Genomic DNA, 22059 nt, shown 5'->3' with positions numbered 1-22059 from the left:
CGACTTGCGACAGGACTGTCGGCTCAACTATGGCTCATTGAACGGACGTTGTAGCAGACCCCACCCATCCCTCACATGCAAATCACCAATAACCAAAATTAGGCTTATAGCGGGTTACTTATGACTTTCCCTTTAGTATAGGCTTTTACATTAAGTTCTATATCGGCCGGGAATGTTAGCAAACAATTGCAAAGAACACGAAAATCAATGTTTTTTATTAAATCCTATCTACCTAATTGCAACTGTTGTAGTCATTCAAGTATCTTACACAATACCGAAATGATCTAGCGACGTTTCTTGGAACAGTCGTTCCGCAACGCTGTCCACTTGCACAAGTCATTGAAGTATATCTTTTTCCATTTTTGTATATAAATATCTCAACATATCTTCCGCAATTATTCAGTGAAGATTCTATTTTATTTCGTGATGGAAAACCCCGTACGTCACTAATGCATTGTGATTGAGCATTGGCAGTTGCTATGTTGGAAAAATAGGTCAGACTTATCGAAGAAAAAAAAATCAAGGCGATAATTACATGACTTGAAAGCATTTCAAAGTTTGATGATATTTTAGCTGTTTTCACAAGATTGCTCCAAAATTTTTGCCATTCAAACATCAAGCAACTTTTTTTTAAACTACCAGATGGTAGTTGATCAGCTGTTTGACGGTGTTTTGTGTGGCTGGTGGAGGACAGATGGACGGACTAAAAAATTTGGAATCGATTTTAGGGCAAGTGGTGCAAGATGCTAGCTATTGGCCTGGTGTTTGCGAAGAATTGTGTGGTTTATTTGGAGCTAATGGTGCTGCACTTGTTCCTGCCAACCCAGACTACCGCGGCCTATGGATGGCTGTGTCTGAAAGTATGGTTCCAGTATTGCAGGAATATGTGGCTGAAGGCTGGCATCTGAACGACCTAAGACAGCAAATGTATCCTTTTGTGCTAACTAGAGGCTACGGCACTGACGATGATTTTCTTCCCAACCGAGAATCAAGACATGATTTACCTTACTACTCTGATTTTTTGTTACCTCACAATATAGGATTTACCATTGCAATTAAATTGGTAACACCGAACGGAATATGGGCTGCTGCTCTATATTTTGACAACAACCACCCACCGATTTCAGAAGAGGAAATCAAACTTGCTGAAACAGTGAGCAGTTCAATGGAAAAATCCATTGTTCAAGCGGACTATACAGCACACGAAAAAATTGGAGAATTTGCAAATTTTTTCAAAGGATCAAAGTCTGAATTATTCATTTTCAATCCCCATGGTGAACAATGCTTGAATATCGATACTGATGGGGTTTTGAGAAAAAACGACAATTTAACCAATGTTTTCTCAAAAAGTATTACCCCTGAGATATCTGATGATCTTGCAGAGATTTGTAGTAGTGATCCTGATCTGTCTTTGAGTCGTTCTTTCACGTTTAATGAAGGTGAAAAAAAGCTGAACTTGCTAGCAATTCAGATTCCACCCAAACTCCGGCACTTTCACATGCCATTCAAAGTATGCGTAATTGTCACTGAATGCGGTGAGCTAGAAACTCGGAAATTGGAAAGTCTTGAGAGCCGCTTTAATTTAACCAGATCAGAAATTACAACGGTTCGGATGCTGGCATCTGGAAACAATATCAATTCAATTTCTGAGTTACTCAGTTTGAAACCTTCAACAATTCGACAGCGACTAAAGCAAATATATCATAAAACGGCTACTCGCGGACAAGTGGAATTGATCAATTTTTATAATGGCATGTGATTTGTAATTGCCCAGCCTGCGACATACGGTGAATGACCAACTTGGGCTCCAAGCTGCCATCCACTAAAAAAACCTTATCCACGCTCCCCCAATCCTCCCATAACATCCCCCCATCTCGCACATGGGAACGACGGCATTGCTAACCGTTTGTTGTTGTCGTGAGGGATCGGCTTTCTGAAAACTTGGGTGAACGGCCCAGGCGGAAGGAGCGCAGTCACGGGCAACACAACCCTTCATGAAACGGGAGGGCCGGGGACCCCTTGGTGGGGGATGCTGAAAAGGCACCTTCATCACGTTAGGTGGCAATCGCGTATAAGGCAGGAGCAATCCGCCGACGGCCGGGCAGAGTTTTTCGCGGGCGCCGTGCCCGAACCAAGTTTTTGATCAGCCGCAGCTGCGGGGCCAGCCGCCCGCGAAAAGCTCTGCCTTGTTCCCGCATTTTGCGCCCGTGCCCGCCCTTCGCGGGTGCGCGAACGCGCGTGTCTGTCTCAACCGCCGCACCTTCAAAACCCGGTGACGCAAATGGAGCGAATTGGGCCGCGGTGAGCGAGTATGCTTTGGTGGCAATGCCCCAAAACCACACGAGACGCCCCATGTCCGAAATGCTCATCAATCAGACTGAAGACCGCGATACGCTCGGTGGTCGCATTTCGCGGGCGCGGGAGGCGGCAGGGCTTTCGCTCAACGATTTGGCCCGCAATGTCGGCGTGACGCGCAAAACCATTGAAGGCTGGGAGACGGACGCCCTTGAGCCGCGCTCCAACCGTCTCAATTCGCTGGCCGGCGTTCTCGGCGTATCGCCCACATGGCTGCTGCAAGGCATCGGCACCGCGCCGCGCGGTGAGGTGGAAGACGAGGAGATGAAAATTCTTCAAGCGCAAATCGCCAAGCTGGAAGCCACCGCGCGAGACATGAGCGAACAGCTTTCAAGCGTGCGAAAGTCCCTGGAAGCGCTCAGCACGTCTCGTGGCGACGACTAATTGGTGTTGTCGAATCCGCCATTGGCGCGCAGATAAGCGTAGCTGAACATCATCGACTTTGATCCGCCAAACCAGCCGTTCGGATAAAGCTTCGGATGATCGCGCACCATTTTCAAGAAAGCGCCCGTCACCGCCGGATTGTCGAGCAAAACCACAGGCGACATTAGCCCTGCAAGGCTGCGCCTGTGAAACTTCTCGCCCTTGCTGATGTCGATCAAAAGCCCCTCGCCAATAAACTGCGGAACCCCGCCAGCGCGGACAATAGAATTGCCGGTTACCGTCTTGCCCAAGAGGTCTAGAATGCCGTCATCTGCCATCAACCCATGCTTCACCAGCGCGACGGGCAGTTCGATGGTGACGCCCATTTTCCATATAGCCTCGGACTTCTGATCGAGTGGAGAGTCAGGCGCAGGCATATAGGCCCAAGACAACCCTTCACCGTCCGCCCGCGTGAAATGACGCCAATAGCGGTATATACCCTTGGCCGTTTCAGCGAACGTGTCCGGCGCATAGGAGAGCTTCGAACAAGTCGCCAAAGCCGCGCCGTAAATGTGCGAATGGTTCAGCGGCTCCACGATTTTCTGTGACAGATGCCAAAAGTAATATCCACCATGAGCCTCTCGCCGTTCGCCGATGAAAGCGTTCAGGCTCTTAACAGCCTCGCGGCCGATTTTCTCATCACCCGTTTTCAAAGCATATTCGCACATCGGCAGCGTAATCAGTCCGGCAGCTGTGATCTCGTTCGACTTGCCGCCAAAATTGTATTTCACCTGCCAAGAGGGAACGATCGCACCGCGCTCGCCATCAACCAGCCCAAGCGTATCGTCACGGTTTTCAAGCAGGCGGTGGGAGGTGTCGCGCACAAGATCAAGAAACCGCTTCTCGCCCGTCGCTTCTTGCATCAGCAGCGCAGCGCGGCCCAGATAACCCCAAGACCAAGCGAAAAGCCGCCCCCGTTCGCCCTGCGCAAGGTCGATATCGGTGCGGGTGAACATGTGGTCCATCTGCCAAGCAAGAGACTTGTAGACGGCGTCATCGCTTGGGTTCCAACGATCACCGCTTGCACGGCTTGGTGTGAGCGAAACGGCCAGCACAAAGGCAAATGCAATCACCCCAAGCCAGAGCTTATTCACACTGCAATGTGCCGCGTTATATATCGTGCCCATATCACCCACCCCAAAGTTACTGCTTCGAGAGATTGGCCTAGAGCCGTAAAGAGCCTTTTAAGGACGAGTGTCTTTTATGCCGTCTGGTAAACAGAAACTGACAACTAGCCTTTAGGGAAATAGTCCACCAGATCGCCTTCGCGGAATACGTCCGTCGTCGCGCAGTGCAGCGCACCGCCAAAGGCGTAGGCATCGCGGAAGGGGATCGGCAGAACCTCCAGCCCCATCTTGTCGAACTGCTCCATCTGGTTGACCTCGGACGCCTCAACGCAGACCGTCTTTTCGTCCACCATCAGCACATTCATCGACAGCCAGACAGATGAATAGCAAAGCGGCGGCGGCGTGTTGTGGGCAGGGCGCGCCGCATCGACGATCTCCCAGTCGTTGCGGTGGAAGAATTCCCGCTGCTCGTCCGGCAGGCGGCGCTCGGGATTGTTGATGATGAGGCCCGGGCGAATCGGCGTGAAGGTCGCGTCGATGTGGATCGGGTAGGGGTCGCCAGGAAAGTTCACAGCGGTCACGCGATGGTCAGGGTAGTGACGGCGCAGCCAGTCAATTCCCTTAAGGTTCGTCGTGAAACCGTGCTGCACGATCAAATCCTTGCCGAACCGCAAAACGTCGGCAGCGTCGAACATCGGTTCTTCCTCGGTGGTGACGAAGAATTTCTCAGCCGTCCATTTCAGCCGCTTCTCCACGCCGATCTGATCGGAGAGATAATCGGGCCGGTAAGAAGCGTCGCTCATGCGCGGCTTGGGCGCGGCGGTGTGGCGGAAATGCGGGTCGTCCTCGAAATACTTTTGCATCAGCGGGCGGTAGCAGAGGTATTCAAAGAACCGGCAACGATAGCTCATCGTCGCTTCCAGCATTTCCTTGCCAACGGTCAGGATCACATCCCGCGGCGGCATGCAGCCGAAAGAAGAAGGGTTTTCCCAATCGGGCGTTGAGACTGGAGCGGAAAAATCAATCGGCGTTGGGCGGTCGACGCGCACGCCGCGGCTTTCCAGCACCTTGGCGAAATTGTCGAGTTGTTCGTTGGCCTTGTCAGCGCTTTCTTGGCTGCGCGGCCCCCATTGGCCTTTCATGTCGGAATCCTCCGGCACTTTTGCGTCCAGTGCCGGTTCGCCGGGCGGGATCATGCCACCATCGGCCACGCCAACGATGACGTGTTTCAAAGGAGACCACTCGTCCCAGGATTTAACAACGGCAGGCTTATCATTACCCAAAACGGGCTTCGGCGTTTCAAACATCGGAAAGCTCTCAGGATTGTTCGCAGCCAGCCGTTTAGGTGAAAACGCAACAGGACGAAAGCGGAAATTGCATTTCCACTTTCTTCACTGCGTTGGATCATTCACCTGCGCATTAAGGCGTTAGAAATTTCGCTCGCCCACACTGTTTGCATGTGGGGAAGAGATGGACATCGGCAAAAGCGTGAGCAGACGCAGGCAAGCCGCACCCGGTGGTTGCGTGGGCTTGTATTTGGCACGCTCTGCATCGCCATCATCGCGCTGGGGACGCCGTGGTTCTTCGACGGAAATGTGAAGACTGAAGTCGTCAGCAACAGCGGTGAAGCCGAATTTGTTCGCAAGAAGACATCAAGTCCCCCCTTTGATCTGGCTATGGAAGATGGCGATTTGCGCGACGTAAAGCGACGTGAAAGTCATTGGTTCCGCAAGTCGGGGTCAGAGAGCCAATGGTTGAAGTATGGTGTCACCCGACTTGATTCTGTCTCGTTCTATGTGGGTTTGTGGATGCCCAAAAACGGTAAGCCCAAAAAGAGAGACATTCGCAAGAAACTGCGCAAGGGTTACAAGCCAATCACCGATTGGGGGAAACTGAAACTGCAAGGCCCTATCGTAGCGTTGAAAACACGTCATGGCCCCTTCGAAGTGCAACGTTTTGTGTTTGAATCCAATGCGCGACCGCAGTCATGCGTCTACTACCAGTCAGTCTCTTGGCGCGATGGCTTGAGTGTTCGCGGACACCACTGCGTCCGCGATCGCTCGGATATCGAAATGGAGTATTTGGCCTGCAAGCTTAGCAGTGTTAGCAGCCCACGCCACAGGCTTCTTCCGCAAAGTGGTCAGAAACCCTGCGGAGAACCAAGCGAAGACTCTCATGTTTCACTGCAGTAAACTGCTAGTCCAGCCAACGCGCCTTGTAGCCGTCCCAGACATAAATGTTGTCTTGGGGAATTGATATTTGAGCCACTTCATCGGTCGGCGTGCCGTTGAGATGATGTTCCAGCACTCGCAAAATGCCGCCGTGGCACACAATCACTGAGTCCTCGCGCACGTAAGGCAGCCATGCCTGCACCCGCGCCAGCAGCCGGGCATAGCTCTCACCCAGCGGAGGCGCGTAGTTCCATTTGTCGGCCTCGCGGGCAGCGACAGCCTCAGCGTTATCAACGCGCAATTCATCGAAGGTATAAGTTTCCCACAGCCCGAACGCGATCTCTTTAATGCGGTCGTCGGTCTCATATCCATGAGCGGGCAGACCAAGTTCGAGCCGGATGAGGTTCATCGTTTCTCGGGTGCGCCCTAGCGGGCTGGCGATGTAGCGGAAGCGCGCTGGATCATCCAGCAATCCAGCAAGCCTGCGCCCGTTCTGCGTGGCTTGCGCACGGCCAGTAGAATTGATCGGGATATCCTGTTGCCCTTGCAGCCTTAGAGCGACGTTCCAGTCGGTCTGGCCGTGTCGAACGAAATAGAGAGTAGGGTGCGCCATAAAGTTCTGCGATCAGCCGGCTGAGTTTTTCGGGGCAGGGCCGTCATTGGCCGGGACTTCGACTTTCAATCCAAGCCGTTCAGCCCGCTCCCGCGCCCGCTCGCGGGCCAAAGCCTGCATGTCGGCGGTGTCGTCCATCTCGTCCATGATTTCCAGGCCGAGCAGCGTTTCCACCACGTCCTCCATGGTTGCCACCCCATCCATGCCGCCATATTCATCATCGACAATGGCGATATGAGCGTCCTGTTCCAAAAGCATGGCGAAGAAATCTTCCAAGGTCGTGGCGGCTGGCACACGCATAGCATCGCGCTTCAATGCGGAAAGCGGCTTGTCCGTCTCGCTGCGAAGGGCCGCAGCAAACAGATCGTTCTTCAAAACGATGCCAACCACGTTGTCGATGCTGTCTTCATAAATCGGAATACGCGAAAAGCGCAGGTCTTCCATATGGGCCACCATCTCGCCCACGGTTGTGCTGGCAGGCTGGGCGTAAACGACCGTTCGCGGGGTCATCACGTCTTCCACCGTAACTTTATGAAACCGCAACAGATTGCGCACGATCCGGCTGTGCTGTTCGCCAACAACGCCCTGTTCGCGTCCAATATCTGCTAGCGCTGCAATCTCTTCGCGCGTCACAACACCTTTCGCCTTGCCGCCGGAAACCAGTTTCGACAGCAATTGCGAACACCACACGAGCGGCGCCAGCAGGAAAATAAGAACCGGCAAAACGCGGGTGACGAAAGGCACAAGGCTTTTCCAGTAGGTCGCGCCGAGCGTCTTGGGAATAATTTCCGAGGCAAACAGGATTATCAGCGTCAGGATGATGGAAAAAATGGTCAGCGACGCATCGCCAAACACCGCCGCCGCCTGCGCTCCGGCTCCCGCAGCCCCGATTGTGTGGGCAATGGTGTTGAGGGTGAGAATGGCCGCTAGCGGACGGTCAATGTCCTTCTGCAAAGCTGCCATTTTATTGCCCACGGAAGGGTTCTGTTTCTTCAGCGCGCCCAAATAGGAAGGCGAGACCGACAGAAGTACAGCTTCCAGAATGGAACACAGAAAAGATACACCCGTAGCGATCAGGACGTAGATAATAAGAAGGGTCAAGGCGTTTCGCTTTCGATCAAATCCGAATTTGGGTTCCGTACAGGAACCGCCTTCGGTTTCATTGTAATCAGCACTTTTACCCCGAAGGAATTACACTACGGAAATGTCAGGTGCGTCCACCGCCTTCATGCCGACGGCATGGTAGCCGCTGTCGACGTGGTGCACTTCGCCGGTCACGCCAGCGCCCATGTCAGACAACAGGTAGAGTGCGGATTGCCCGACCTGGTCGATCGTCACCACACGGCGCATTGGAGAGTTCAACTCATTCCATTTCAAGATGTACCGGAAGTCACCAATGCCGGATGCGGCGAGCGTCTTTATCGGACCTGCGGAAATCGCGTTGACGCGGATATTGTCCTTGCCGAGGTCTTCAGCGAGATAGCGCACGCTGGCTTCCAGAGCAGCTTTCGCAACGCCCATCACATTGTAATGGGGCATCACTTTTTCCGCGCCGTAATAGGTGAGCGTCAAAATCGAACCGCCATCAGTCATCAGTTTCTCGGCACGCTGGGTCAACGCGGTGAGCGAATAGACGGAGATATGCATTGAGCGGGCGAAATTATCGGCGGTGGTATCGACGTAGCGGCCTGTCAGCTCGTCTTTATCGGCGAAGGCGATGGCGTGGACGAAGAAATCGATCTTGCCCCACTTTTCGGTGACAGCCTCAAACACGGCGTCCATAGTGGAATCATCGGTTACATCGCAATGGCCGAACACTTGCCCGTTCAGTTGTTCGGCAAGCGGCTCAACCCGTTTTTTCAGCGCGTCGCCTTGGTAGGTCAATCCAACTTCCGCACCCGCATCTGCAAGCGCTTTAGCAATGCCCCAAGCGATGGAACGGTTGTTTGCAACCCCCATGACAAGCCCACGCTTGCCTTGCATCAAACCGCTATTGTCGCTCATTGAATTACCCTGTTGTCACGCATGCCCACCGGCTCGCATCGCGCTCCCTATGGCACAGCCGCTATGGCCTGCCAAGACGCATGGACAGATACGCACATGCTGCTCAATCGGTTGCGTTAAGCAGATTTCTTGCGGCGGCTTTCTACCAGCGCAATCAAATCCGGGTCCGGCTGTTCGCCGATATCGACTGCAAGCACAGCTAGAATATCACCGTTTTCCCCGTCACGCTTTGGCAAGCCTTTGCCACGAACACGAAATACCGCACCAGAGTTGGACCAAGCAGGAACAGTTAGCGCAACCGCACCAGTCAGTGTCGGCACGCGCATTTTTCCGCCCAAAACCGCCGTTTCGAGATCGACAGGCACATGAACACGAATGTTCGCGCCTTCACGGACGAAATCGGGATGGCGCGATATTTTTAGAGTGATGAGTGCGTCGCCGGAGCCACCGGGACCTTCCTCGCCTTGGCCTTTCAGACGAATAACCTGCCCGTCTTCTGCTTCCGGTGGTATGGTCATCTGCACGGTTTTGTCTGGCCCAAGACGCACAGCAGCTTTGCCTTTTGCGAGGTCTTTGAGGTGAATGCTGAGCGAAATTTTCTTATCTGCGCCTTTCGGTGCTGGTTGCGGACGGCGTGGGCCTGCACCACGCGCGCCGCCCATGCCTGGGTGGCCACCCAGGCCTGCGGCACCGCCGAAAAGCTGGCTTAGTATGTCTTCAGCCCCGCCGAAATTGCCCTGTGCTCCACCAAACGGATTGCCGCCCCCTCTCGCGCCGCCGCCAAAGCCTTCAAATCCGGCGAACTTCTCTTTGCCTTCGGCATCAATTTCGCCGCGGTCAAACTGCTTTCGTTTCGTCTTGTCACCGATGATTTCGTAAGCCGAGTTGATTTCCGAAAACCGCTCTTTGGCTTTCGGGTCATCTGGGTTCTGATCCGGGTGATACTTCTTGGCCAGCTTGCGAAAAGCGCTTTTGATATCTTTTTCGCTGGCGGTCTTGCTCACGCCCAGAACGGAATAGGGATCACGCATATTGTCGTCCTGCATTGAATGAGAGGTGCGGATAGCGCACACATTTTCAATGAATATATGGGGCGAAGGCGCGTGATTGCCACGCTGTAATGCAAAAAAAAGTGATCACTCAGCCGGTTTGAACCAGGAAAGCACCCATTGATCGTCGGAAACCTTGCAGGTTTCACCATTGTAGTAGGAAATACCCGTAAATGTATCGACGGTTGTTTTGAACTCGCGGCACGCTTGGCCGTGATTGCCCTTGAAATCCTTGATCGAAACAACCGTTCCAGAAGATCCGGTCTCGGTATTCTTCCAGTTTATGGTCTGGTCCGGCCCAACGCTGGCTTTTGCAATCGTGGCTTTGATCAAATCGGCATCCGATTGCTCAACCCCTTCGATTTTTGCAGCTCTTGCAACGGAGTTGGTTACGATCTGATCGGTGGGTACGAGGTCTGCGGCGAGATCGTCGGTGCCTTTGATGGCACAGCCGGAAGAGGACAAAACACCAAGCGAGGCTGCGAAAAACAGCGGGATGATCGCGCTGTTGCGCCGCATCCCATTTCCCCACCTAGCCGTCTTACGCATTTTACACTTCCCATGATCCGAAGTAAGGATCGCAGCGCGAAACCCACTTCGCCCACGCCAAAGAATGCTGCGGCAAGGTAAATATGTGGTGAATAAGGCGCGGGAGCTGGCTGAAAATGGACTTTACAAAACGAACAGAACCCTACGCGCTTTTCAGCGAATGGCTTGAAGATGCCAAAGAGAGCGAGCCGAACGATCCAAATGCGGTCGCGGTGGCTACTGTCGATGCCGATGGCCTGCCAAACGTGCGCATGGTTTTGCTCAAAGGCTTGGATGAGCGCGGTTTCGTTTTTTACACCAATTTCGAAGGCACAAAAGGCAAAGAAGTGCTTGGCGCAATGAAGGCTGCAATGTGCTTTCATTGGAAATCGCGTCGCCGCCAAGTTCGGGTGCGTGGGCCTGTTGAAATCGTTTCCGACGAAGAGGCGACCGCCTATTTCAACTCTCGCCATCCCCAGAGCCGCCGTGGAGCTTGGGCGTCAGACCAATCCCGGCCGCTGGCCGATAGAGAGACGTTGATAGAGCGGGTGCAGCACTTTCAGGAAAAATATCCCGACGACGACAACATCCCGCGTCCGCCGCACTGGTCAGGATTTCGTATTCTGCCGAGCGAAATCGAGTTTTGGCAGGACGGAGACCATCGCCTGCACGACCGTGTCGTGTTTACGCCGGACGGTCAGGGCGGTTGGGCGACGCAGCGCCTCTATCCGTAGCCCCTAGCTTTTCAACCAGTCGCGGACGCTGTCATCAAATCCGCCCATTATTTCGTGCTCGGTCACGAAGACCGGGCGTTTCATGATTGTGGCGTTGTCTTCAATCAACGCGATAGCTTTTTCAGCGTCCAGCGCATCCTTTTGAGACTGGGGCAGATTGCGCCACGTGGTGCTGCGTCGGTTCAAAGCCTTCTCCCAACCGAGCGATGACACGATGGTGCGGATGGTGTCTGGCGAAATACCGTCAGCCCGCACATCCCGGTTTTCGTAGGCGATGCCTTCCGCATCCAGCCATTTCAGCGCCTTCTTGCAGGTGTCGCAGGATTTCAGCGTGTAGACGATCATGCCACAAGCCTCTTCAAGGCGTCGAAGTGCTTGTTGGCATAGACTTCGAAATCATCACGAAATTGCTTGGCGGTCAGCTCCACCGTCGCTTCGGGAATGAGTAGCAATTCCTGCCCCGTCGACATGGCCAAAATCTGCTGCCGCGCAGCGCGTTCAAGATAATAAAGGTCATCGAATGCTTGCGCGACCGAGGGGCCGGAACAGACAACACCATGATTGGCGAGGAACATGCAGTCGATATGGGAATTGTCCCGCGCCTGCTGTGCAATGCGTTGTCCCTCTTCTTCGGTGACGGCAATGCCACCGAATTCCTCTTCGTAACCGATGCGCCCGTGAAAACGGCAGGCTGTTTGATGAGCCATGAGGAGGCGCCCGCCCTTCAACATTGAAAGTGCGGTCGCGTGGGGCATATGAACGTGGAGGATCGCCTTGTGGCGCGGGTTGGCGCGGTGGCTGGAAATGTGAATGTTGCGCGCCGACGCTTCCACCTCGCCATCGCCGTCCAAAACATTTCCGTCGCCGTCAATCAGCAACAAGCGGTCCGGCGTCACCTCGCTCCAATGCCAGCCATAGGCGTTGATCAAATACAGCTCGTCCGGTCCATCGCACTGCACCGAGAAATGGTTGCAAATGCCTTCGTGCAGATCGAAATGTGCTGCCAGCCGGATAGCGGACGCAAGATCTTCGCGGTCGCGCTGGATGGATTTCGTGTGGTCCGATTTTTCTAACATGATCTGTTCCTCTTCTGCTCTGCGCTCAGGCTTCGGTGCCGCCAATCGTAATGCCGTCGATGCGTGTGGTTGGCTGGCCGACGCCAACCGGCACGCCTTGGCCCTGTTTCCCGCACATGCCAACGCCCGTATCAAGCGCCATATCGTTACCGAGCATGGAAACACGCTTCATATCCGCCGGGCCGTTGCCGATCATCATGGCACCCTTCAGCGGAGCGCCAATTTTGCCGTTCTCGATGCGGTAAGCCTCCGTGCAGCCAAACACATATTTGCCCGATGTAATGTCCACCTGCCCACCGCCGAAGGAAACCGCATAGATACCATCTTTCACCGACGCGATGATTTCATCCGGCTCTTTATCGCCGCCTAACATGTAAGTGTTGGTCATGCGCGGCATTGGAATGTGCGAATAGCTCTGGCGACGGCCATTGCCGGTATCTGCCATGCCCATAAGCCGTGCGTTTTGGCGGTCTTGCATATAGCCAACCAAAACACCGTCTTCGATCAGCGTGGTGTATTGCGTGGGCGTGCCTTCGTCATCAATGGTCAGCGACCCGCGCCGCCCGCCAATCGTTCCATCGTCAACGACCGTCACGCCTTTGGCCGCCACTTGCTCGCCCATCAGACCGGCAAAAGCGGACGTGCCCTTCCTGTTGAAATCTCCCTCAAGACCGTGGCCGACGGCTTCGTGAAGCATGACGCCGGGCCAACCAGCCCCGAGCACCACATCAAAAGTTCCGGCAGGGGCGGGGATTGCTTCCAGATTGACCTTGGCTTGGCGCAGCGCCTCATCGGCGCAATTCTTCCAAGTGCCCTCGTCGAGAATATCGGCGAACATATGCCGACCGCCCAGTCCGTGCGATCCTGTTTCCTGCCTATCACCTTTGCCCACGACAACGGAAACATTGAGCCGCACCAGCGGGCGCACGTCTTTTGCCACGTGACCGTCGGCGCGCAAAATGTTGACCGCTTGCCACGAACCCGCCAGCGATACGCTGACTTGGCGCACGGCATCGTCGGCATCGCGCAGATAGGCGTCGATTTTCTCAAGCAGCTTGACCTTGGCCTCAAAACCCGGCTCGGCAAGGGGATTGGTCGAAGGATAGAGCGTCTTGTTGGTGCGCAGCGGCGCATCCGCATACGTGCCACCATGGCCATGTGTAACAGTGCGAACTGTATCGGCAGCACGCTTTAATGCGGCTTCTGATAAGTCCCCCGCATGGGCATAGCCAGCAGTCTCCCCGCTCACCGCGCGCAGGCCAAAGCCCTGCCGCGTATCGTAGGAACCGGTTTTCAGCTTGCCGTTGTCAAAAAGCAGGCTCTCCGATTCGGAATACTCGACGAACAATTCGCCATCATCCACCCCGCTCAGAGCGTTGCCTACGAGGGAGATTAGCTTTTCTTGGCTGCAGTCGAATTGCGATAGGGGGTTTTCGGTCATGGGCTCACGGGGGGCTGATTGCGCTCCCCCCAATAAAGCCGCTTAGGGAAGCTTTGCAAAGCCTTCCTTGAATCCAGTGAGATCAACGGGAATGCCGATGCCTTCTTCCGGTGTTTCAAAAATAATGAAGGTTGCCGACTGACCGTTCTGGAAGGCCGAAATCAATTCCTCTTTTAAAATGACCTCTGCATAGCAACCGTCCTTCAGGCATCGCACGAAATAAGCGCGCCCCAAGTCTTTACCATCAATGTTCAGGCCCAAACCATTTGGCAAAATCACGCCCAGCGGTGCCAATACGCGCAGAATTCGGGCTTGATTGTCTGCGGTTTTCAAAACGACCACCGACAGGCCAACTTCCTTGCGGTCTTCCGCTACAATGTTCTGCATCAAGGCACACTGCTCGCTGGAAGCGCCAGCAGGAACGTCACAAATCACAGACCAAGCGCCGTGCTTCGATTGCACATTGCCGCTTTGGGCCTGCGCTGCAAAAGCCGCAAACAGCGTGATTGCGAGAGCGGCCAAGGATTTGGAAATAAAGGCCGCAAGGGCAGGGAGCGGTTGAAAGACGCGCATTGTTAGTCCGAATCGTTTGTTTCTTGGCACCACTGTGCCGCTTCGTAGCATCGAGCGGAACCGCAGCCTTTGTTGTCAAAGTGCTTTGGCGAAGTTTGTGGCACCACTATGTCACCTAAGCTGTCGCCAAACGAAACGCGATAGTGCAACAGGCTGCTTCATAAACCGTTAATCATAGCCCCTTGCGGCGATTCTCATGCCTGTTTTAGTTCAAAACTTACACACGCAACCCATCGCCTGTGAAAAGGCGCGAAAATTAGACCAAAAAAGGAATTTGCCGCACCGGAATTGCACTCCAAAGTCTTGCGACAAGCGAAACGATATGATTGTTATGCCTCCAAGATGACAGCCGCGATCGGCGTTCTGTCATGGGAGCTAAATCTGGAGTACTATTGGATGCATAATCCAACGGCTAAACTCGGTCGTCTTTTCGGAGCCACCGCACTCTTCTCAACCTTCGTGGCAACGGCTGCACAAGCAGCGCAGCCAACTGATTGGCAGATCTGGCATCAAACGCCAGGCTCGTCGGGCATGGAAGATATTCTATCATTCAGCTGGTTGACGCTCTACGTCATCGTCCCAATCACATTGTTTGTGATGGGCTTGCTCGCGTATGTGGTCGTCAAGTTCAGCGCTAAAGCAAATCCGACGCCCAGCAAGGTGACGCACAACACGACGATCGAAGTGATCTGGACCGTTGGCCCGATCCTTGTGTTGCTTATTCTGGCTATCCCTTCGTTCAAGCTGCTTGAATCACAGTTTAATCCACCCGAAGAGCCATCGATCACGATCAAGGCGACCGGATATCAGTGGTATTGGAACTATGAATATCAGGGCGAGCAGGAAGTGTCGTTTGATTCCCGCCCAATCGGTTCTGAAGAAATTGCCGGTTCGAAAGAGGCCGCGCTGAAAGAACGTACGGACCTCGGCAAGACCGATCTTAAGGTTTATCCAAACCTGCTTGCAGTGGATAACGAAGTGGTGGTGCCTGTCGGCAAGGTAGTCCGCGTTTTGGTGACGGCGGGCGATGTGATTCACAACTGGGCAATGCCAGCATTTGGCAAAAAGATGGACGGCTATCCGGGCCGCTTGAACGAAACATTTTTTCAGCCACTGCGCGAGGGCATCTACTACGGCCAGTGCTCAGAGCTCTGCGGTAAATATCATGCATTCATGCCAATCGGTGTGCGGGTCGTATCGCAGGAACAATATGATGCGTGGCTCGCCAGAGCTGCGGAAGATGTGGGCGCAGCCAACCAAGAGTTGAAAGCAAGCATCGAATTGCAGAACGACAAAATCAAAGTCGCGGACAACAAAGCGCAGTCCAACGACTAAGCATAACAGTCTGACAAAGACGAAACGGGAGCAAACGGCATATGGCCTATGCAGCAACACATGACGATCACGGCGAGCACAAGCCGTCCTTTTTTAAGCGCTGGTTTTATTCGACCAACCACAAGGACATCGGCACGCTTTATCTGATTTTCGCAATTTTCTCGGGTATTTACGGCGGCTTCTTGTCCGTTGTGATGCGCATGGAATTGCAAGAGCCGGGTCTGCAGATTTTCTCTGATCCTCATGTCTACAACGTGTTCACAACGGGTCACGGTCTTATCATGATCTTCTTCATGGTAATGCCCGCGCTTATTGGTGGCTTTGCCAACTGGATGGTGCCAATCATGATCGGCGCGCCGGACATGGCGTTCCCTCGCATGAACAACATTTCATTCTGGTTGCTGCCGCCCGCGCTTATTCTTTTGACCATGTCGATTTTCGTCCCCGGTCCTGCCGGTGGCTATGGCTTCGGGGGCGGATGGACGGCCTATCCGCCGCTATCTGGTTCGAGCGCTAACGGCCACCCCGGTCCAGCGATGGATTTGGCTATACTGTCGCTTCACATTGCTGGCGCATCGTCCATTTTGGGTGCGATCAACTTCATCACCACGATCTTCAACATGCGCGCACCGGGCATGACGCTGCACAAAATGCCATTGTTTGCATGGTCTGTGCTGATCACAGCCTTCCTGCTGCTGCTGTCACTGCCTGTTCTCGCTGGTGCGATCACGATGTTGCTTACCGACCGTAACTTTGGGACGACGTTCTTCGTGCCAGAAGGTGGTGGTGACCCGATCTTGTTCCAGCATTTGTTCTGGTTCTTCGGTCACCCTGAAGTCTACATTCTGATCTTGCCTGGTTTCGGCATCATTTCGCACATCGTATCTACCTTCTCGAAGAAGCCGATCTTTGGCTATATTGGCATGGCCTATGCGATGGTTGCTATTGGTGCAGTGGGCTTCATCGTGTGGGCGCACCACATGTATACGGTTGGCCTGTCGCTCAACACGCAGCGTTACTTCGTGTTCGCAACGATGGTGATTGCCGTGCCAACCGGCGTGAAGATCTTCTCGTGGATTGCCACCATGTGGGGCGGTTCGATCACGATGCGCACGCCAATGCTATGGGCGATTGGTTTCATCTTCTTGTTCACCGTCGGCGGTGTGACAGGCGTACAACTCGCCAACGCTGGTTTGGACCGCGCATTCCACGACACTTACTACGTGGTTGCCCACTTCCACTACGTGCTGTCGCTCGGTGCCGTGTTCGCGATCTTCGCGGCCTGGTACTACTGGTTCCCGAAGATGACGGGTTACATGTACAATTCGATCCTCGCCAAAGCCCACTTCTGGGTGACGTTCATCGGCGTAAACATCATCTTCTTCCCACAGCACTTCCTCGGTCTTGCCGGGATGCCGCGCCGCTACGTTGACTATCCAGATGCATTTGCCGGCTGGAACTACGTATCGTCCATCGGCTCCTACATTTCCGCTTTCGCAGTGTTGATATTCCTTTGGACCATCGCAGAAGCTTTCATGCGCAAGCGTGTTGCTGGCGACAATCCGTGGGGTGAGGGCGCAACGACACTGGAATGGCAACTGCCGTCTCCGCCACCATTCCACCAGTGGGAACAGCTTCCTCGCGTGAAGTAGGAAAGACCTAGATCGGCCGGAAATCATCCGGCCGATCCTACAATCCGGTCAGGCTGCCGCCTGCGGAAAAACCAAGAGTAAACAGCATGTCCATCGAGACGCAGACCATAGAGCCAGACGTATCGCTCGCTGAACCGCGTGACTACTTCACGTTGATGAAGCCTCGCGTGATGCGCCTTGTTGTGTTCACCGCGCTTGTCGGCATGTTGCTTGCGCCTGGTCCGATTGACCCCGTGCTGGGTGTGATCGCGATCATCTGTATAGCCATTGGTGCTGGCGCCTCGGGCGCATTGAATATGTGGTACGATGCCGACATCGATGCTGTTATGTCCCGCACTGCCAATCGTCCTATTCCCGGCGGCTCCGTATCGCCCACCGAGGCGCTGAACTTCGGCATGGTTCTTTCGATCCTGTCAGTTTTAACTCTGGGCCTGCTGGTCAACTGGGTCGCAGGGGCGCTGCTCGCTTTCACCATTTTCTTCTATGCAGTCATTTACACGATGTGGCTGAAACGCTCGACGCCGCAAAACATCGTCATTGGTGGCGCAGCAGGGGCATTCCCGCCGATGATCGGGTGGGCAGTCGTGTCCGGCTCCATCACATTGGAAGGCATCGTGCTCTTCGCGATCATCTTCTTTTGGACGCCGCCGCATTTCTGGGCGCTGGCTCTGTTCAAGATGCGCGATTACGACGACGCAAATGTTCCGATGATGCCCAACGTGGCAGGCGAGGCTTCAACCCGCAATCAGATGCTCGCTTATTCAGTGCTTCTGTTGCCGCTGTCCCTTGCACCTGCCGTAATGGGGTTTGCGAGTCCGGTTTACGGCGCTGTGGCGGCAGTCTTGAGCGGTATCTTTCTGTGGCGCACTTGGCAGGTCTGGGCTGACGCCGGACGCGACCAAACTTTTTCGCCGGCACGTCGCCTGTTCCTGTATTCCATCTTTTACCTGTTTGCCATCTTTGGCGCACTGTTGGCAGAAGCTCTGTTCACCCGTTTTGGAGGTCTATTCCTGTGACCGAAACCAAAAAACCAGCCCCGCTTGAAATGGTGACTCTGTCTGAAAAACAAGTCGCAGCGCGCCGCAAACGCAGCATCGCTATCGCTGCTTGCCTCGGCTTCATGGTCGTTGCGTTTTACGGCGCAACCGTCGTCAAGCTCGGTCCGGAAGTCGCTAACAAACCCATGAACACGGTGAACGAGTAGAACATGAGCCAAGACGGCCAGCCCAAATCCTACACCCGCACTGTCTACATGTGCTGCGCCATGACGTTTGGCATGCTTGGTCTGTCTTATGCCTCCGTGCCGCTCTACGACTGGTTTTGCCGTGTCACTGGATATGCCGGAACCACTCAGCGCGCTGAAGACACCACTGGCACCGTGCTGGACCGCAAAATTGTTGTGCGCTTCGATGCAAATACGAGCAACAATCTCGCTTGGGATTTTAAACCGTTTGAGCGGGAAATTACCGTCCGTATCGGCGAGAAGTCACAAACTCACTACGTTGCCAAAAACATCGGATCGTCGCCCAGTTTCGGCACAGCATCCTTCAATGTCTCGCCACAACAGGCCGGGCCATATTTTTCCAAAATTGAGTGCTTCTGCTTTACCGAGCAGGAACTTGCCGCTGGTGAAAAAGTCGATATGCCGGTCATCTTTTTCGTTGATCCCGACATCGTCAACGATCCGCTGTTGAAGGATCTGGGGGCAATCACGCTGTCCTACACATTCTTCCCGGACGAAGATGCCGAACAGAAAGTCACAGATCGTTCCAAAGTGGGCGATGAAAGCAATTCCAAGCTGTAGCGGAAAGCGCTAGGGTTTGGCCTAAGAGAGAGCAATGCTGGGGAGCCCAATGGCTGACGCGCAAACCAAAAATCATGACTATCACATCATAGATCCAAGCCCTTGGCCGCTTCTGGCGTCCGTTGGAGCGTTGGTTATGGCCATAGGCGGCATCATTTGGATGCAGGGCCTTAAGGGCGGAAGTTTCCTTGGCCTTGGATCCCCCTACGTGTTCATTGTTGGCCTGCTGATCGTTCTCTACACGATGTATGGCTGGTGGGCGGATACGGTGAAGGAGGCCCACGAGGGACACCACACACCCGTTGTTGGGCTGCATCTTCGCTATGGCATGATCATGTTCATCGCCTCAGAGGTGATGTTCTTTGTTGCTTGGTTCTGGGCCTTTTTTGATGCGGCACTGTTTTACGACGAAGCACAGCAGGTTGCCCGAAACGCCTATACTGGTGGGCAGTGGCCGCCAGCTGGTCTCGAAGTGCTGGACCCGCTGCACCTGCCATTGTTTAACACGATCACTCTGCTGCTTTCCGGTACAACTGTCACTTGGGCGCACCACGCCCTTTTGGAAGGCGATCGCAAGGGGCTCATCTGGGGGCTTACCTTGACCATTGCTCTTGGAGCAATCTTTGCAGTCGTCCAGGTTGTGGAATACTCAATCGCTCCCTTCTCGTTCAGCAATTCGCTTTACGGCGCGACATTCTTCATGGCGACCGGCTTTCACGGCTTCCACGTGTTCGTTGGCATTATCTTCCTTGCCGTTTGTTTGGGCCGTGCGCTGCGGGGCCATTTCACCGAGAAGCAGCACTTCGGCTTTGAAGCGGCCGCTTGGTATTGGCACTTTGTGGACGTGGTCTGGTTGTTCTTGTTTTTCGCAGTCTACATCTGGGCCTCTCAGGGTGCGCCGATCCACCATTAATCGGCAAATACTTCTTCAAGGGGGGCGGTCTTTCCACTTCGAAAGGCCGCCTCTTTTCGTTCTCGCCACTAGAAAGCTCCATGACCCATTCGCCCCATTCCGCTTATCCTGATCTGGATCCTTCCGCTACTGGCGCGCGCGGTCTTTGCCCAAGGTGTGGAGAGGGCAAACTGTTCAAAGGGTTGGATGTGCGCGAAAATTGCTCCGTCTGTGGCCTTGATTTTGCTTTTGAAGACTCAGGCGACGGTCCGGTTGTGTTCATTCTACTGGGTCTCGGCTTCGTTATCCTTGGGGGCGCTGTGTATCTGGAACTTACTTACGGCCCGCCGCTCTGGTTGCATGTTTTGCTCTGGCCGCCCTTGGTGTTCGGGTTTGGCATCCCCTTACTGCGCGCGACAAAGGGCTATCTAATCGCTCAACAATACAAGACTGATGCGTCCTCTGGACGGCTTGCAGGCAAGAAAGACCAGCGATGAAAAATAAATTCTCCCTTGCTGTTTTGCTCATTTGCATCGCCAGTGCGTTCGTCGTGCTCATGGGCCTCGGATTCTGGCAATTGCAACGGCTGGAGTGGAAAGAGGCAATGATTGCCCGCGTTGAAGAGGGGCTGAACAAACCCCCGCTCTCCATCGATGAAATTGAAGCGCTGGATGCGGCTGGCGAGGATATCGAATACCGCCCTGCTTTTGCCGAAGGCACATTTTTGCACGATGCCGAACAGCACTATTTCGCGACATATCGTTCCCGCGTGGGCTATTTTGTCTACACGCCGCTGGTCATGGATGACGGCAAAAGGCTTTTCGTGAACCGTGGTTTTGTTCCTATGGAGCGCAAAGATGCATCTTCGCGTCCAGAGGGCCAGATTGTTGGTCGCGTGCGCATAGAGGGGCTGGCGCGGACTGCGCCTACGGAGAAGCCCAATTCGCAAGTTCCCAACAACGATCTCACCAAAAATGTTTACTATTGGAAATCACTCTCCCAGATGGCAGGTCGCGCCTATGACAAGACGGAATTCGATACTGCAAGTGTATTCCTCGACGCCGGCGAAGGCGTCGCACCGGGCGGCCTTCCCATCGGTGGCGTAACCCGCATTACATTCTCCAACAACCACCTCCAATACGCCTATACATGGTTCGGCCTTGCGGCTGCTCTTGTTGGCGTAGGTGGATTTTTCCTATTTAGCCTCGTGCGTGGCAGTAAGGAAAACGAAGTGGCTTGAATTGGCGAGGCCCACTGGCCTTGTCATCATGGCTGCACTATTTTCAAAGCCGACAAACGCTGATCCTGACACTCGGAGCAACCCTTGGCCGACCAACAACAAAAAGCGACTTTGAGACTGTGTGGCCCCCGTGGCTTCTGCGCTGGAGTGGACCGCGCCATCCAGATAGTCGTTCTTGCGTTGAAGAAGTATGGCGCACCGGTCTACGTTCGTCATGAGATTGTCCACAATCGCTATGTCGTGGAAGGGCTGGAGACACGCGGCGCCGTTTTCGTTGAAGACCTCCATCAAATTCCGGAAACCGAACAACCCGTTATCTTCTCCGCCCACGGCGTTCCAAAATCGGTTCCAGAAGCTGCGAGTGCTCGCAATATGCTCTATCTGGATGCAACGTGTCCGCTTGTCTCCAAAGTGCACAAACAGGCCATGCTGCATGAGCGACGCGGAAGGCATGTGCTGCTCGTCGGCCATAAAGGACACCCGGAAGTAATTGGCACGATGGGGCAGTTGCCGGATGGCGCTGTCACTTTGGTGGAAACACCGGAGGACGTGGATGCTTTTGAACTTCCAGAAGACACGGGACTTGGCTTTGTGACTCAGACCACGCTGTCGGTGGACGACACCCAAGACGTGATCGATCGCATTCACCAAAAATTTCCGCACGTGGTCGCGCCAGCCGCCGAAAGCATCTGCTACGCCACCACAAACCGTCAGCAGGCCGTTAAAGCCGCCGCGCCGGGAACGGACGTTTTCCTCGTTGTGGGCGCACCGAATTCCTCCAATTCCAAACGTCTCGTCGAGGTTGCCGAACGAGCAGGTGCCACCCACGCTGCGCTGGTTCAAAATGCGGGTGAAATCGATTGGGCTACTTTCCCTGAAGGCGACGGTTTGACTATTGCGCTTTCTGCAGGAGCGTCTGCACCTGAAGTGCTCATCGAAGAAATCATAGAGACCATGCGCGCCCGCTTTGACCTCACCATCGAATTGGCGGAAACGACCATCGAAGACGAGGAATTCATGGTCAACCGAGAATTGCGTGACGTGCCATTAACTGCCAAAGACATGGCCTTCGTCAATGGCCCGGCCTAAGGGCGGCGAAAGG

The 22059-nt window shown here is 54.2% G+C and carries 24 protein-coding genes; 13 read left to right on the top strand and 11 right to left on the bottom strand.

What is annotated here, in order from left to right; translation table 11 throughout:
* The first annotated feature begins 694 nt into the window (after window positions 1-694).
* Together ACFQ14_RS06045 and ACFQ14_RS06040 are read left to right on the top strand one after the other, a co-directional pair.
* Window positions 695-1759, top strand: a complete 1065-nt coding sequence (locus tag ACFQ14_RS06045; RefSeq protein ID WP_377211802.1) for a helix-turn-helix transcriptional regulator — start codon at window positions 695-697, stop codon at window positions 1757-1759.
* A gap of 593 nt (window positions 1760-2352) precedes the next feature.
* Window positions 2353-2739: a helix-turn-helix domain-containing protein gene (locus ACFQ14_RS06040; protein WP_377211801.1), complete on the top strand. Its 387-nt coding sequence runs from the start codon at window positions 2353-2355 to the stop codon at window positions 2737-2739.
* Here the strand turns inward: ACFQ14_RS06040 and ACFQ14_RS06035 are convergent.
* Both ACFQ14_RS06035 and ACFQ14_RS06030 read right to left on the bottom strand, forming a co-directional pair.
* Window positions 2736-3872, bottom strand: coding sequence for a hypothetical protein (locus ACFQ14_RS06035; protein WP_377211800.1), 1137 nt, complete (start codon window positions 3870-3872; stop codon window positions 2736-2738). The two genes, ACFQ14_RS06040 and ACFQ14_RS06035, sit on opposite strands and share 4 nt — an antisense overlap.
* A gap of 137 nt (window positions 3873-4009) precedes the next feature.
* The gene (locus ACFQ14_RS06030; protein ID WP_377211799.1) at window positions 4010-5152 is read right to left on the bottom strand and encodes a serine/threonine protein kinase; all 1143 of its coding nucleotides are present in this window, start codon (window positions 5150-5152) and stop codon (window positions 4010-4012) included.
* 213 nt (window positions 5153-5365) lie between these two features.
* Between ACFQ14_RS06030 and ACFQ14_RS06025 the strand changes: the two genes are divergently transcribed.
* Window positions 5366-6037 (top strand): hypothetical protein, encoded by a 672-nt coding sequence (locus ACFQ14_RS06025; protein WP_377211798.1) that lies wholly within the window; start codon window positions 5366-5368, stop codon window positions 6035-6037.
* A 4-nt stretch (window positions 6038-6041) separates the two neighbouring features.
* Here ACFQ14_RS06025 and ACFQ14_RS06020 read toward each other — a convergent pair whose 3' ends face one another.
* The 5 genes from ACFQ14_RS06020 to ACFQ14_RS06000 form a co-directional block, all read right to left on the bottom strand.
* Complete coding sequence (locus tag ACFQ14_RS06020) at window positions 6042-6629, bottom strand: histidine phosphatase family protein (protein WP_377211797.1); 588 nt, start codon at window positions 6627-6629, stop codon at window positions 6042-6044.
* A 12-nt stretch (window positions 6630-6641) separates the two neighbouring features.
* The gene (locus tag ACFQ14_RS06015) at window positions 6642-7730 is read right to left on the bottom strand and encodes a CNNM domain-containing protein (protein WP_377211796.1); all 1089 of its coding nucleotides are present in this window, start codon (window positions 7728-7730) and stop codon (window positions 6642-6644) included.
* A gap of 90 nt (window positions 7731-7820) precedes the next feature.
* Window positions 7821-8633: an enoyl-ACP reductase FabI gene (fabI, locus tag ACFQ14_RS06010; protein WP_377211795.1), complete on the bottom strand. Its 813-nt coding sequence runs from the start codon at window positions 8631-8633 to the stop codon at window positions 7821-7823.
* Between the two features lie 116 nt (window positions 8634-8749).
* The gene (locus tag ACFQ14_RS06005; protein ID WP_377211794.1) at window positions 8750-9664 is read right to left on the bottom strand and encodes a DnaJ C-terminal domain-containing protein; all 915 of its coding nucleotides are present in this window, start codon (window positions 9662-9664) and stop codon (window positions 8750-8752) included.
* A 105-nt stretch (window positions 9665-9769) separates the two neighbouring features.
* Window positions 9770-10201, bottom strand: a complete 432-nt coding sequence (locus ACFQ14_RS06000) for an RT0821/Lpp0805 family surface protein (protein ID WP_377211793.1) — start codon at window positions 10199-10201, stop codon at window positions 9770-9772.
* A 146-nt stretch (window positions 10202-10347) separates the two neighbouring features.
* Here ACFQ14_RS06000 and pdxH point away from each other — a divergent pair, with 146 nt between their 5' ends.
* The gene (gene pdxH, locus ACFQ14_RS05995; protein ID WP_377211792.1) at window positions 10348-10944 is read left to right on the top strand and encodes a pyridoxamine 5'-phosphate oxidase; all 597 of its coding nucleotides are present in this window, start codon (window positions 10348-10350) and stop codon (window positions 10942-10944) included.
* 3 nt (window positions 10945-10947) lie between these two features.
* Here pdxH and ACFQ14_RS05990 read toward each other — a convergent pair whose 3' ends face one another.
* The 4 genes from ACFQ14_RS05990 to ACFQ14_RS05975 are packed head-to-tail and all read right to left on the bottom strand — an operon-like array spanning window position 10948 to window position 14034.
* Window positions 10948-11289 (bottom strand): Spx/MgsR family RNA polymerase-binding regulatory protein, encoded by a 342-nt coding sequence (locus tag ACFQ14_RS05990; protein ID WP_377211791.1) that lies wholly within the window; start codon window positions 11287-11289, stop codon window positions 10948-10950.
* Entirely contained in the window at window positions 11286-12020 is a 735-nt protein-coding gene (locus ACFQ14_RS05985; protein ID WP_377211790.1) for an aldolase, read from the bottom strand. Before ACFQ14_RS05985 ends, ACFQ14_RS05990 begins: the two co-directional genes overlap by 4 nt.
* A 25-nt stretch (window positions 12021-12045) precedes the next feature.
* The gene (gene tldD / locus ACFQ14_RS05980) at window positions 12046-13461 is read right to left on the bottom strand and encodes a metalloprotease TldD (RefSeq protein WP_377211789.1); all 1416 of its coding nucleotides are present in this window, start codon (window positions 13459-13461) and stop codon (window positions 12046-12048) included.
* A 42-nt stretch (window positions 13462-13503) separates the two neighbouring features.
* Window positions 13504-14034, bottom strand: coding sequence for an invasion associated locus B family protein (locus ACFQ14_RS05975; protein ID WP_377211788.1), 531 nt, complete (start codon window positions 14032-14034; stop codon window positions 13504-13506).
* Window positions 14035-14430: 396 nt separating this feature from the next.
* On the opposite strand from ACFQ14_RS05975, the gene coxB reads away from it, so the two are divergent.
* From coxB to ispH, 9 genes are all read left to right on the top strand, one after another.
* A complete protein-coding gene (gene coxB / locus ACFQ14_RS05970) occupies window positions 14431-15369 on the top strand; it encodes a cytochrome c oxidase subunit II (protein ID WP_377212082.1) in 939 nt (312 codons plus the stop codon).
* A 41-nt stretch (window positions 15370-15410) separates the two neighbouring features.
* Window positions 15411-17021 carry a cytochrome c oxidase subunit I gene (gene ctaD / locus ACFQ14_RS05965; RefSeq protein ID WP_377211787.1) on the top strand — a complete coding sequence of 537 codons (1611 nt, stop codon included), beginning with the start codon at window positions 15411-15413 and terminating at the stop codon, window positions 17019-17021.
* A gap of 86 nt (window positions 17022-17107) precedes the next feature.
* Window positions 17108-18037 (top strand): heme o synthase, encoded by a 930-nt coding sequence (locus ACFQ14_RS05960; protein ID WP_377211786.1) that lies wholly within the window; start codon window positions 17108-17110, stop codon window positions 18035-18037.
* Window positions 18034-18225, top strand: coding sequence for a hypothetical protein (locus ACFQ14_RS05955; RefSeq protein WP_377211785.1), 192 nt, complete (start codon window positions 18034-18036; stop codon window positions 18223-18225). The genes ACFQ14_RS05960 and ACFQ14_RS05955 overlap by 4 nt, the downstream gene beginning before the upstream one ends.
* A 3-nt stretch (window positions 18226-18228) precedes the next feature.
* Entirely contained in the window at window positions 18229-18825 is a 597-nt protein-coding gene (locus ACFQ14_RS05950) for a cytochrome c oxidase assembly protein (RefSeq protein ID WP_377211784.1), read from the top strand.
* 49 nt (window positions 18826-18874) lie between these two features.
* Window positions 18875-19738: a cytochrome c oxidase subunit 3 gene (locus tag ACFQ14_RS05945; RefSeq protein WP_377211783.1), complete on the top strand. Its 864-nt coding sequence runs from the start codon at window positions 18875-18877 to the stop codon at window positions 19736-19738.
* Window positions 19739-19818: 80 nt separating this feature from the next.
* Complete coding sequence (locus tag ACFQ14_RS05940) at window positions 19819-20214, top strand: DUF983 domain-containing protein (protein ID WP_377211782.1); 396 nt, start codon at window positions 19819-19821, stop codon at window positions 20212-20214.
* On the top strand, window positions 20211-20957 hold the full coding sequence (locus tag ACFQ14_RS05935; protein WP_377211781.1) for an SURF1 family protein: 747 nt from the start codon (window positions 20211-20213) through the stop codon (window positions 20955-20957). Before ACFQ14_RS05940 ends, ACFQ14_RS05935 begins: the two co-directional genes overlap by 4 nt.
* An 84-nt stretch (window positions 20958-21041) precedes the next feature.
* Window positions 21042-22046, top strand: coding sequence for a 4-hydroxy-3-methylbut-2-enyl diphosphate reductase (gene ispH / locus ACFQ14_RS05930; protein WP_377211780.1), 1005 nt, complete (start codon window positions 21042-21044; stop codon window positions 22044-22046).
* Window positions 22047-22059: the final 13 nt, after the last annotated feature.

It is taken from the genome of Pseudahrensia aquimaris, from assembly GCF_042676045.1.
GTDB lineage: Bacteria > Pseudomonadota > Alphaproteobacteria > Rhizobiales > Rhizobiaceae > Pseudahrensia > Pseudahrensia aquimaris.
This window is presented reverse-complemented; position numbering and strand designations above follow the sequence as displayed.